Here is a 12,421-nt window from a genome sequence, read left to right on the forward strand (position 1 = left end):
ATTTCCAGATATTTTGTATAATATAGCACAATAAATATTTTGTAAACTGTTAATACCCAGTTATTTTGATCACATTCCTAAAAAACTCATCATTGTAACTGATGCAATCATCCCAAACAGCCAAATTGCCTATCTACAATAAAATTTAGATACATCTTGGCTATCACTATGACTTCCCTATCGGCATTAACTTTACCTGACCACACGCAGTTACCAGACTCAGATGGTACATTTGTGAAGAACTGGCAAGAGCATCCGCAAAGTATTTTACTGACTGACTCGATTAAACTTGTCTTAGAGAAACTTCATACTGACGGTCAATATTGTATTGGACAAGATTCTGGGATCTACTGGCGATTGACAGAACCTCCTGAAAAAGGAGCTGAAGCACCAGACTGGTTTTATGTACCCAATGTACCACCGACACTTAACGGTAAAATGCGCCGTTCTTATGTGCTGTGGAAGGAGTATGTTGCGCCCTTGATTGTGATTGAATTTGTCTCTGGAGATGGTTCAGAAGAACGAAATAACACACCGCCATCTCAAGGTGAAGGTGGAAATGTTGGTAAGTTTTGGGTTTATGAGCAGGCAATTCGAGTGCCTTATTATGGGATTTATGAAGTAGCAAAAGCACAGGTTGAAGTGTATCACCTAGTCGATAATACTTATCAACTGATGCAACCCAATGAACGAGGACATTACCCAATTGCTCCTATGGGTGTAGAGCTAGGAATCTGGCAAGGATTTTATCAAAATGCAGAGTTACCTTGGTTACGGTGGTGGGATGCACAAGGAAATTTACTGCTAACAGGTGAGGAACGGGCGGAAGTTGAGCGACAAAGAGCTGAAACTGAACGACAGAAGCGGCTTTTAATTACAGAGAAGTTGCGTACTCTGTCTCTTGAACAACTCAACGCTTTAGGAATTGACCCAGAAATGTTAGATTAGAAAATATTTTCATCTGTCAATATTACATCTTCATATATTTCTGCGATCGCACACCGAAAATCAACGCTAGCTAAATGCACTTCTTTCTCTTGTTCATAAGGGTAAAGTACCCACTGTCCTTGTTCGTTGCGGCGGAAGCATTCTACACTCATTCTGTCTGGTGAAATTAGCACATATTCTTGCAGCGATTCTAAGTGTCGGTAACTAGCAAATTTCTTCCCTCTGTCATAGCCTTCGGTTGACTCAGAAAGCACTTCGATAATTAAGCAAGGATGAGACTTAAAATATTCAAATTCTTTATCTCGTGGATCGCAAGTCACCATTACATCAGGATAAAAATAGCGATTTATGACCTCGATTTGTGCTTTCATGTCTAACATATAGACACGGCAACCACTACCCCGGAGATGGTTTCGCAGTAACATTGATACATTCATGCTAACCGTGACATGAGCATCACTTGCTCCTGCCATTGCGTAGACTTGCCCATCAATATACTCGTGTTTGATTTCACTAAATTTCTCGCCTTCTAAATATTCTTCTGGGGAGATATAGTACTCGCTTTGGCTAATGACCATTTTAGTACCTTAGTAGTTTTATCAAACATTTTAACTTATAAAACAAATCTAATGAGCAACAGCGCCACCAGTTGGCTTCACCTTTTTGAGGAATAAAATAGCAATCCCGCTAACTAATAAAGCAATACCAATAAAGTAGAAACAATCGTTAAAAGCCATCACAAATGCTTCCCGGCGGACGATATTAGATATAGATGCGATCGCTTGATTTTGTGCTGTACTTAAATCTGCTCCGCGACTGACAAAATACTGTGTCATTTGGTCAATTCGCTGTTGAGTTTCTGGGTTATATAAAGATACTCCATCACCCAATCTATTCGAGTGGAATTGCTCTCTATTTGCTAATAAAGTTGCTAAAGAAGCAATTCCAATAGAACCGCCTAGATTCCGCATCATATTAAATAAACCACTTGCCGATCCTGCTTCTTTCGGATTCAAACCAGCAGTAGCAATAGAACTAAGCGGCACCATAATTAGGGGTTGTCCCATTGCGCGCACAAATTGCGACCAGCGTAATTGATCTAACCCTGTTTCATTAGTCATTCCAGAGTTCATAAATGCACTGATGGAAAACAAAGTCACACCAAAAGCTACCATGAAACGCACGTCAAAGCGTTGCATCAATTTTGGAATGAAGGGAATAATAAACAGTTGGGGAATACCGGCCCAAATTAATACTTCACCAATTTGCAGAGCGTTGTATTGTTGAATTTGAGCGAGATACAACGGTAAAATATAAATTGAACCATACAATCCTACTCCCAACGACACATTAACAATACTGGCTAAACCAAAGTTACGTCTAGATAAAAGCCGTAAATTAATAAATGGTTGCTTACGAGTTAATTCTATAAAGAAAAATATCGCCAAAAAGATTACTGCTACTATACTTAAACGCACAATTAATGCTGAACCAAACCAATCTTTACGACTACCTTCTTCTAAAACAACTTGTAATGAACCTAAGCCAATAGCCATCGCAATAATTCCCCACCAATCACCTTGTTTGAGTAAATTAATTTGGGGTTTTTCTTGCTTAATTCCATACCAAACACCAGCCAGCATTAATGCGCCTGGAATTACATTGATATAAAAATTGTATTCCCAACCAAAATTTTCGGTTAACCAACCTCCTAATGTCGGGCCAATTGAGGGTGCAAAAACTGCACTAAACCCAAATGCAGCCAGTCCGACTGATTGTTTTGATTGAGGTAAAGTTGTTAAGACAACTGTCATAGCAGTGGGAATTAAAACTCCTCCGCTAAAACCTTGCAAGGCGCGAAAGAAAATCATGGAATTAAGATCCCATGCCCAAGCACAGCATATAGAAAAGAAAATAAATAGTGCAGTATTCACTAACAGATAACGCTGCAATGAAAACACCCGTGATAACCAGCCTGTTAGAGGAATTACCACAATTTCTGCTACGAGATACGCGGTAGAAATCCAAGAACCTTCTTCGAGAGTTGCTCCTAAACTTGCTTGAATATCTTGCAGCGAAGCATTAGTTATTTGAATATCCAATACCGCCATAAATGCACCAAGCATACTGGCTAATACACCAATCCAAGTTTTTAGCGGTACACGCTCTGGTGGTAAAGCAGGATTTTGCCCTTGCTGACGAATTACACCTGTATTAGCCATAACTTTGTTCCAGTTTCGAGGTTAAGTAGCAAAAAATTTTATTATTAAATCTTATACCAATATGTTCTTTGCCTCTGCGTGAGCTTGAATCAGCAACGCTAAAAATTATAAAATCATTGCTATAGAAAGCCCAATTAACATAAATATAATATATAAATTCATAAATTTAACTACGGTTATTTATCTTAAACTTCTGGATTCGTAATAATCCCCTTTTGCTCATAAATTGGACGCATTATTTTCCTTAAAGCAGGTAACTGTCTGCTAAAAATAATTGACCCTAAAATACAAGTTATTCCATCAATAATTAAAGTGTTGGGAGCGCCAATATGACTTGCTAAAAAACCTCCTAATAAATTACCTACCGGAATCATTCCCAAAAATGACATTGTGTATAAGCTCATCAATCGTCCGCGTTTATCGTCTTCAACAATGGTTTGCAAAAATGTATTGCTAGCAGCAATTTGGAGAATTGTTCCTAAGCCAACAAATAACATGGTAAATAAAGAGAGTGGTAAAAATCGAGACAAAGAAAAGGCAATTAAACCAGTTCCTAAAATTGCTGGAGCTAAGGCAATCAATTTACCAATTCCTAAGATTGTTTGGCGCGTAGCTAGATAAATACCACCAGTTAAGGCTCCAACTCCAGATGCCGCCATCAAAAAACCCAAACTTTCTGCACCACCTTTGAGAACTTGTTCGGCAATAACGGGGACGAGAATAGTGTTTTGCAGTCCCATCAGGCTGACTAAAGCTGATAGCAACAAGATAGCTCGAATGGGTGGGAAGCTAAAGGCATATACAAATCCCTCTTTGACTTTTTGTAAGGGATTACCGTCAGTTACCGAATTTTTCCAAGGTTTAACTTTCATTGCCAATAAAGCGGCAATTACAGCAACGTAGCTTAAACCATCAATTAAAAAACAATAGCCAGTTCCAACCCCAGCAACTAATAAACCCCCGATCGCAGGGCCAATTAATCTAGCACCGTTAACCATCGTAGAATTAATCGCGATCGCATTGGCTAAATCTTCTCTGCGTTCAACCAATTCTGGCACAAAAGCTTGACGGGCTGGCGCATCTAAGGCGTTAATAAATCCTTGAAACAAACTCAAGGCGATGATATGCCATACATCAATCATTCCAGTTAGCGCCAGCGCTGCTAATGTTAACGATTGAATCATCGCCAAGACTTGCGTACCAATTAAGGTACGATACCGAGAAAAGCGATCTACAAATACTCCACCAAAGGGAGCTAAAAAAAAGTTAGGAATTTGACTAGAAAATCCCACAACTCCCAGCATAAATGGGGATTTTGTCAAGTCATAAACTAGCCAAATTGTGGCAAGTTGCGTCATCCACGTCCCAATCAGGGAGATACCTTGCCCAGCAAAAAACAGTTGGTAGTTTCTTGACCTTAATGCAGGTAGTAGCGGTTTTTTCATCTTAGGCTTGCTTTATACCAATCTGCTTTCATAGATATCATCTCACCTCATCTCTATACGCCTCTCTTTAGATGTAGGAGAATGTCATAAGCAGAAAGAAGTTTTTCATCTTGTTTACAGGCAATTTCGTATTTAATGATGTCCGGTTGATTACTTACTAAACCCCAAGAACCCCACCCCGCCAAAGCTACACTTTGTCCCCCCTCCCGAAAAGCGGGGAGGGGCTGGGGGTGGGGTTCTTTTATTATGGGTAATTTGGGGAACATGGTATTACTTGACTTCCACCGCAACTTCCGCAGACATCCCAGGAGTAATCCGCGATTCATATCCTTGAATGCTCTTTTGGTCGAAAACTACTTTTACTGGAATGCGTTGGACGACTTTAGTAAAGTTACCTGTAGCATTATCGGGTGGCAATAAAGCAAACTGAGCGCCGGAAGCTGGCGAAATACTGTCAACACGACCCGTAAAGGTGTGATGAGGGAAACTATCTAGCTTGATCTCTACTGGCTCTCCTGGGCGCATCTTTTCTAATTGAGTTTCTTTGAAGTTCGCAACTACCCAATAGCTGTTATCGACGATCGCCATTAATGGTGTTCCTGCTGCGACGCGGTTGCCAACTTCCACATTTTTCCTACCTACCCGTCCAGCACTGGGGGCGGTAACATTTACATAAGATAGTTGCAATTGTGCGTCTTTCAGCGATGCTTCTGATTGGGCGATCGCTGCTTTTGCCGCTTCGTATTGACTACGCTTAACTGTGGTATCTTGTCCGCCGGCGGTAGCTTGTTGCAATCCTCCCTTAGATGCTGCCAATTTAGCTTGGGCGTTGGTGACATTTTCTTGCGCTTGTGCTAATTGAGACTGGGCTTTGGCGACACCAACTCTCGCAGAGGCTAACCTGGCTTGAGCTTGTTGTACTCCCTGAAGAGCAGCGTTCCTTTGTGCTGTAGCCACGTTAAAAGCGGCCTTGGATGCGTCTAGCTGCTGGCGAGCGATCGCACCTGATTGATACAACTGGTTGTAACGATTGTAATCTGCTTGAGCATTTTCCAAATTCGCATTTGTTTGCGCTACCTGCGCTTGAGCGGCAGGAATCCCTGCTTCGGCTAGTCTGACTTCAGCTTGCGCTGCTGGTATCCCAGCTTGAGCTTCTTGTACTGCTGCTTGGGCTGTGGAAATTGCTGCTACTGCACCACTGACATCTCCTTGTGCTTGAGTTGTCTTACCAGTGGTGGTTTGTGAACTTAAAGCAATATTTGCTTGAGCAGCTTGCGCTTGACCACGAGCATTTTCGAGGGCGGCTTGTGCTTGTTGCACCTTACTTTCATAGTCCCGTGGATCTAACTTCACCAACAATTGTCCCGGTTGCACTAGTTGGTTGTCATTCACCAGCACTTCACTTACAGTTCCGGGAATGCGACTACTAACTTGGTGAATATTTCCCGCGACGGTGGCGTTGTCTGTTTCCTGGTGGGTAGAGGCGTATTGCCAGTAGTGAAGACCAAAAGTACCTGCGGCGATCGCACCCACGCCTAATCCTGCCAAAATTAAACCAGTCGGTCTTTTCCGCTTCGGTGGAACTTCTTTCTCGATCTCAGGAGTTACAACAGGTGCTTCTGCTGTTGCAGGTGTCTCTGTGGTGACAGTTTCTAAAGTCTCAGTATCAGGAATCAATTGTTTTTCTAAAATTAAAGTTTTGTGTCCGTTGCGTCCGTTTAAAGTATTAGCACCCATATTCTTAGCTCTCTTCTTCGTTCAATAATTTGATTGACAATCGTTTATTTAGAATGCGTAGTATTTCCCGAAAAATTTTTATTTCCTTAGTATGCGTAATATTATCTCAAAATAAATCTTTATATAGCCTCCCCCGGTCGGGTGATTATAAAATCATCTTTAAGATAGGTTAGCGATCGCCCGATTCAAGATTTGGGAAAACAGTTCGCGATCGGCAAAGGAAATACCGTCCATCGCTTCATCACGCACGGCTGCGGCGATTGGTGGTAAAACAGCCTCTAGTTCCTTTCCTGCATCCGTGAGCCAGATTCGCCAGATGCGCCGGTCTTGAGTGTCGCGTTCGCGACGCACCAAACCGCGTTCTTCCATCCGATCTAGTACGCCTGTTAAAGTACCGCCCACTTGTTTGAGTTTGTCTCCAATACTAGAAGTAGGTAAACCATCTTCTTGCCAAAGACAGCACAACACCAACCAGTGAAATGGCGTCAGTCCAAAGGGTTCTAGCTTCTCAGTAAACTTGCGACTCAGCAGTTGTGAGACTAATTTGATTCTGTAGCCCAAATTGTATGGTGCCAGATTGTGCTGCCACGACTCTAAGGTTGGGGAGTGATTAGATGTAGAAACCATTTAGCAAAATACTTCGTACACGTACTATTATCATAACTAAATTAATCTTTTTTAGCAATAGTTGCTTTACATCTATCTTAGGGAAGAGTTTGAATCAACTGGTACTCTTTTACTGTACCAATAATGCGGTAAGACCGAGGCAATTTAGGGGACTGGTCAGCATAGATCCAAGCATAGCTCAAAACTGGTATTTGCGAAATAGAGCCTACTTGTTGGGTATGAATGGGAGGATAGAAATCAAGTATTACTTGGGTTTTCTTGTCAATTTGCACATATTAGGTAGGCTGAGAATGGAGCGATCGTTCTCTCGGTAGCGTTGCTAGAATTATTAACTTTATAAACGATCGCTCAGTACTTGAAGATTGTACAATCAGAAAAATTGAAAAAAGCTTTTAATTTTCCTAATTAACATAATTTATTCAGACATAGACGCGTGCAATGCTAATTTCACTATTACAAAAATTTCTAACAGCACCTATTACTCAAAAAAGCAGACATCAATCTAGATTGACTGTTATTTTTTGGTACAGTCTCAGTCTAACTTTTGCTGTTGGTTATATTTTTCTGGGACTGCGACAAGCTTTCACCAGCAAATATATAGTGAGCGACGATGCACGGGAATATATTTCTTGGGTCTATCGTTACTTTAACCCAGATTTATTTCCTGGGGATTTAATTGCCGATTATTTTCAATCGGTGACACCAATTGGGTATGGTATTGTTTATAAAATAATTGCAGCCTTAAATATAGATCCAATTTTATTTGGCAAAATTTTTCCATTAGTACTGGGATTAATTACAACTAGCTATTGCTTTGCAGTTTGTATGGAGATATTACCAGTACCAATGGCAGGGTTTATCGCCTCTTTACTTTTAAATCAAAGCCTTTGCCTTCATGATGACCTATTTTCTGCTACACCTAGAGATTTTATTTATCCCGTTTTTTTAGCTTTTATATATTATTTAATCCGGGGTTCCGTATTTGGTATATTAATTGTATTTGCGCTTCAATGTTTAATCTACCCGATCGTAGCTTTTATCAATTTATTAATTTTACTTTTGAGATTGTTTCGCTGGCAGAATGGGCAGATAACTATTTCTCATCACCGAAAAGATTTTATTTTATTTGTAGCAGCCGCTATAACTGCTGGCATCCTAATTTTACCTTATACTATTCAATCATCACAATTTGGCCCGACAATTACTGCTGCTGTTGCAAGAACTATGCCAGAGTACTGGGATGGAGGAAGATTCAGGTATTTTACTCATAATATTATTAGTTATTGGTTTGATGGTAGAGATAGCGGTTTTTTTGCTTTAATTGCACCCCCTCAACTATTATTTGGTTTATTATTACCAATTATCCTGAAATTCCAGTCTCACTTTCTCCTAACCAAACAACTAAAGGATGAAGTCAAAATATTACTACAGGTAGTAATAGCTAGTTTAATCATGTTTTTTACTGCCCATGCCTTAGCTTTTAAACTGCACTGGCCTAGCCGCTACACCCATCATACTTTTAAGATAGTACTTGCTCTTGCAGCAGCAATTTCTATTATCTTAATTTTAGATGCTACATTGCGATGGTCAAGACAAAATGGCAGACAAATTTTCATCTTAGGGACTATTACTCTCCTTGGTGCAGGACTGATTTTGTACCCTAGTAGCTTAAAAGTTTTTCCCAAAACCCCTTATTTAGAAGGTCAAGCCCCAACATTATATAATTTTTTGCAAAAGCAACCGCAAAATATTGTCATAGCCTCTACTTCCCAAGAAGCAGATAACATACCCATCTTTGCTCAAAGAACAATTTTGGTGGGTAAAGAATATGCATTACCTATCCATACAAAATATTACGCTCAATTTCGCCAGCGGATGATTGACCTGATTAATGCCCAATATACTAATGATATTAATCAGATTAAAGACTTTATTCAAAAATACCACGTAACCTTTTGGTTATTAGAACGTTCTGCATTCCTTCCAGAATTTATAACTAAAAACACTTGGCTACAACAATATCAGCCAGCAGCACAACAAGCGAACGCAAATTTACAGAAGGCTCTACCTGTTTTAGCAACATTAATTAACTCTTGTGCAGTTATTGAGACTGATAATTTAGTCCTTCTGAAAACAGAATGTATCAAAGCAGTAGCGAAAACTTGAATATAATGTCTTAGGGAAGAACTTGAATCAACTGGTACTCTTTGACAGCGCCGATAATGCGGTGAGGTCGAGATAATTGAGAAGACTGGTTAGCATAGATCCAAGCATAGCTCAAAGCTGGTACTTGGGAAATAGACACTACTGGTTGCGGGCGAGTAGGAAGATAGAAATTAAGCAATACTTTTGTTTTAGCGTCCATCTCCACATAGTACGTAGGATGAGATTGGAGAATTGGAGCGATCGCACTTTGTTGTAAAAAAGTTTTTAAAGCAGGATTATAATCGCTCAAAAGCCCTATACTACCCATCGCCGCCAAAGCCAACCAACAGGGAATTAGCCAACCTGCAATCCAATAACGCGCTGTGAGAAGCTTTTTGTCAAAGTGGTAACGAGCAATCCACACCACAGGTAAAATTAACCAACCCAAGCCCATAGCCAAGCCAATACTTGCATACTTGCGGATATCAGAACTACCCCAGCTAAAAATGCCAATACTCGCTATAACAAGTAAAACACCTAATCCACCCAAGCCATAACTGAGGTTTCGGGGAAAATGATTTCTTGCAAAGAGGTTCAATATCTTTTTTTTACTTTTTTGAAGAGGGAAGTGTGCGGGAATTTCTGTCTGGTAAATATTGCCTAACCAACTTAAACCCACAGATGCAAACAAAGCGATGAACGGATAAAGGCAAAGACTATAGTGAGATAAACGAGTGCTAAAAATACTAATTTCTATAAAGAAAACAAGTGGAAAGCCAACTAATATTAACTGGTAACGAGGAATGGGACGACGGAGAGTTAAAAACAAACCTAAAAGTCCAAAAAAAGCCCAAGGAAATGCTTTTACAGGAATATTCCAGACATAGAATAGTAGCCCATTAGAGTCCCGTTCTTCAGAACTTAGTTGTACAACAAACTTAAGTAACTCCTCAAAACTATTATTTCCGTAGTGCAGCCAGCTTAACCACAGCCAAACACAGGTAGGTATTAAACCTACGAAAAAACCTAAATATAAAATTGGGTTAGTAAGATGACGATGACGGCGATGTTCCCAAATTAAGTAAGGTAATAAAGCTATAATTGGCAAAAAAATCATAAAGCTTCTAACTAAGAAGCCTAAACTTAAACTTAAACCAGCTAGAAAACTCCACCAGTAGCGATATTTGGGATGTAACTCCGTTTTAATTAAAGACAAAATAGCTAAAAGCACCAAGAGAACCATCGGTACATCAGGTGTACTTAAGCGAGAGTATTGCAACCAGAGAAATTCCACACTTAAAATTGCAGCAGCTAGCCAACCTAATTTTTTGCCTAGCATAATTTTGCCAATTTCATACACAAGCCACAAACTAAAAATGGCAGCAATCATACTAGGAAGACGCGCACTAGTATCACTGATACCAAACAGCTTGTAAAAACTGGCAATTAACCAATAAGGGCCAGGAGTTTTATGATGTGCTGTTTCCCAAGGAGTTATCCAATTACCAGAATCAAACATCAGACGGGCACGTGATGCGTAAAGTCCTTCATCATGTGCCATCAGGCTATTATGTCCAGAAGTAAATAGTAATAAGGGCAGTATCCAAACTAACAAACTAAAATAGGGTAATGATGCGATTAGGCGGATTTGTCGCCAAATATGCTGTAAGAAGTGTAGTTTATATAACATTAAATTGATAAAAATTGAATGCTGCTATTTAGGTATGCTGCTGTTATTAAAATATGTTACATAGTGTTTGTGAAAAAATATCTGAAATTGCCGCAAATTTCGGAAACAGTACTCCAAAACAGAGATTTATGCAGTTAAGACCGAATCAGCGCCTGAAATTAGATGACACAGACGATAAACTGTTCTACGCCTATCCTCGCTTCGTCACCCATGTTGATGAAGGATTTATTCAACAGCTAACGGATTTATACCGCGATCGCCTCAAACCCAACACTCGCATTTTTGATATGATGAGCAGTTGGGTGTCTCATCTACCAGAAGAGATGCAGTTTGACCATGTGGAGGGACACGGACTCAACGCTGAGGAATTAGCACGAAATCCCCGCTTAAATCATTACTTTGTGCAAAATCTTAACGAAAATCCCCAGCTACCTTTACCAGATGGAGATTTTGATGCTGTTCTCAATTGTGTATCTGTGCAATATGTGCAATATCCAGAAGCAGTATTTTCCGAGATTTACCGCATCTTGAAACCCGGTGGTGTTGCAATTATCAGCTTTTCTAACCGGATGTTTTTTGAAAAGGCGATTCAAGCTTGGCGGGAGGCTTCAGAGGCGCAGCGAGTAGAATTAGTCAAAGAGTATTTCGCCTCAGTTCCAGGATTTACAACCGCAGAAGTGATAGCTCATAAATCAACATTACCGAATATCTTACAGTGGTTGGGTGCAGCTGGAGGAGATCCGTTTTATGCCGTTATAGCTTACCGTAGTTAAACCAAATATTCACTAGTACAAGAGGGTTTGTAGTAAGCACTTTAGTGCTTAAAAGATAAGGACTAAAGTCCTTACTATGAACTTATTTACCTGCTCAAAATTAAAATACTTTTGTATATACATAATTTCTGTAAATGAATTATTGGTTAATGAAATCAGAACCAGAAGCCTATAGCATTGCTGACCTTCAACAGCAGAAAGAGACTATCTGGGACGGTGTTCGCAATTATCAAGCTCGCAACTTTTTGCGCCTTATGGATGAAGGAGACTTAGCTTTTTTTTATCACTCCAGCACTAATCCTCCTGGTATTGCTGGATTAATGCGTGTAGTGAAAAAAGATATTACTGACCCAACTCAGTTTGAACCAGAAAGTAAATACTACGACCCGAAATCAAGTATTAAATCCCCTCGGTGGCAAACAGTTGTAGTGGAATTTGTTGAGACTTTTTCTAATCCAATCTTGCTATCAATACTCAAAGAAAAGTTTAGCGCCGAAGAATTAATGTTGGTGAAACAAGGAAATAGATTATCAGTGATGCCTGTCCCTGAAGCAGTGGCTTTGAAGATTCTGGCGATGAAAACCTCCTAGTAGTCTGTCCCATTATTTGACTCGGTTGGATAAATCTTTGAAAGCTTAACTCTTGCATCTTCTATACGAAAACGCCAATTTATACGAACCATTCTCCAATTGTTTCCCAAATATGATACTCCCAGTCTCTCTTCCTTATAAGTCTGGGTGAATCTGAATATATTGCAATCTTAAAAACAATTAGTATTACTATTGAGCATTACAAATATTCTTGGACGTTTCAAAAGTTAATATAATCAAAACA

The 12,421-nt window shown here is 39.8% G+C and carries 10 protein-coding genes; 4 read left to right on the forward strand and 6 right to left on the reverse strand.

The features are described 5' to 3' along the window. Nucleotides 1–168 precede the first annotated feature (168 nt). Entirely contained in the window at nucleotides 169–948 is a 780-nt protein-coding gene (locus NSTC731_RS11815) for a Uma2 family endonuclease (RefSeq protein ID WP_445630966.1), read from the forward strand. Here the strand turns inward: NSTC731_RS11815 and NSTC731_RS11820 are convergent. The 5 genes from NSTC731_RS11820 to NSTC731_RS11840 all read right to left on the reverse strand — a co-directional run bounded on the left by NSTC731_RS11820 (nucleotide 945) and on the right by NSTC731_RS11840 (nucleotide 6,979). Beyond that, nucleotides 945–1,526 carry a Uma2 family endonuclease gene (locus NSTC731_RS11820; protein ID WP_445630967.1) on the reverse strand — a complete coding sequence of 194 codons (582 nt, stop codon included), beginning with the start codon at nucleotides 1,524–1,526 and terminating at the stop codon, nucleotides 945–947. The genes NSTC731_RS11815 and NSTC731_RS11820 overlap by 4 nt on opposite strands. Nucleotides 1,527–1,574: 48 nt before the next feature. Beyond that, nucleotides 1,575–3,170: a DHA2 family efflux MFS transporter permease subunit gene (locus tag NSTC731_RS11825; protein ID WP_445630968.1), complete on the reverse strand. Its 1,596-nt coding sequence runs from the start codon at nucleotides 3,168–3,170 to the stop codon at nucleotides 1,575–1,577. 185 nt (nucleotides 3,171–3,355) lie between these two features. After that, entirely contained in the window at nucleotides 3,356–4,615 is a 1,260-nt protein-coding gene (locus tag NSTC731_RS11830) for an MFS transporter (RefSeq protein WP_445630969.1), read from the reverse strand. Between the two features lie 270 nt (nucleotides 4,616–4,885). Next, on the reverse strand, nucleotides 4,886–6,352 hold the full coding sequence (locus tag NSTC731_RS11835) for an HlyD family efflux transporter periplasmic adaptor subunit (RefSeq protein WP_445630970.1): 1,467 nt from the start codon (nucleotides 6,350–6,352) through the stop codon (nucleotides 4,886–4,888). Between the two features lie 159 nt (nucleotides 6,353–6,511). After that, nucleotides 6,512–6,979 carry a MarR family winged helix-turn-helix transcriptional regulator gene (locus NSTC731_RS11840; RefSeq protein ID WP_445630971.1) on the reverse strand — a complete coding sequence of 156 codons (468 nt, stop codon included), beginning with the start codon at nucleotides 6,977–6,979 and terminating at the stop codon, nucleotides 6,512–6,514. 507 nt (nucleotides 6,980–7,486) lie between these two features. On the opposite strand from NSTC731_RS11840, the gene NSTC731_RS11845 reads away from it, so the two are divergent. Beyond that, nucleotides 7,487–9,145 (forward strand): hypothetical protein, encoded by a 1,659-nt coding sequence (locus NSTC731_RS11845; RefSeq protein WP_445630972.1) that lies wholly within the window; start codon nucleotides 7,487–7,489, stop codon nucleotides 9,143–9,145. 10 nt (nucleotides 9,146–9,155) lie between these two features. On the opposite strand, the gene NSTC731_RS11850 is transcribed toward NSTC731_RS11845, so the two are convergent. Beyond that, complete coding sequence (locus NSTC731_RS11850) at nucleotides 9,156–10,814, reverse strand: ArnT family glycosyltransferase (protein ID WP_445630973.1); 1,659 nt, start codon at nucleotides 10,812–10,814, stop codon at nucleotides 9,156–9,158. Nucleotides 10,815–10,942: 128 nt separating this feature from the next. On the opposite strand from NSTC731_RS11850, the gene NSTC731_RS11855 reads away from it, so the two are divergent. Together NSTC731_RS11855 and NSTC731_RS11860 are read left to right on the forward strand one after the other, a co-directional pair. Continuing rightward, on the forward strand, nucleotides 10,943–11,587 hold the full coding sequence (locus tag NSTC731_RS11855) for a class I SAM-dependent methyltransferase (protein ID WP_445630974.1): 645 nt from the start codon (nucleotides 10,943–10,945) through the stop codon (nucleotides 11,585–11,587). 134 nt (nucleotides 11,588–11,721) lie between these two features. After that, a complete protein-coding gene (locus NSTC731_RS11860; RefSeq protein ID WP_445630975.1) occupies nucleotides 11,722–12,177 on the forward strand; it encodes an EVE domain-containing protein in 456 nt (151 codons plus the stop codon). Nucleotides 12,178–12,421 lie beyond the last annotated feature (244 nt).

It is taken from the genome of Nostoc sp. DSM 114167 (assembly GCF_052692655.1).

Coding starts and splice junctions, on each gene's coding strand:
- NSTC731_RS11830 (WP_445630969.1), bottom strand. CDS start 4,615: ATGAAAAAACCGCTACTACCTGCATTAAGGTCAAGAAACTACCAACTG.
- NSTC731_RS11855 (WP_445630974.1), top strand. CDS start 10,943: ATGCAGTTAAGACCGAATCAGCGCCTGAAATTAGATGACACAGACGAT.
- NSTC731_RS11840 (WP_445630971.1), bottom strand. CDS start 6,979: ATGGTTTCTACATCTAATCACTCCCCAACCTTAGAGTCGTGGCAGCAC.
- NSTC731_RS11850 (WP_445630973.1), bottom strand. CDS start 10,814: ATGTTATATAAACTACACTTCTTACAGCATATTTGGCGACAAATCCGC.
- NSTC731_RS11820 (WP_445630967.1), bottom strand. CDS start 1,526: ATGGTCATTAGCCAAAGCGAGTACTATATCTCCCCAGAAGAATATTTA.
- NSTC731_RS11815 (WP_445630966.1), top strand. CDS start 169: ATGACTTCCCTATCGGCATTAACTTTACCTGACCACACGCAGTTACCA.
- NSTC731_RS11825 (WP_445630968.1), bottom strand. CDS start 3,170: ATGGCTAATACAGGTGTAATTCGTCAGCAAGGGCAAAATCCTGCTTTA.
- NSTC731_RS11835 (WP_445630970.1), bottom strand. CDS start 6,352: ATGGGTGCTAATACTTTAAACGGACGCAACGGACACAAAACTTTAATT.
- NSTC731_RS11860 (WP_445630975.1), top strand. CDS start 11,722: ATGAATTATTGGTTAATGAAATCAGAACCAGAAGCCTATAGCATTGCT.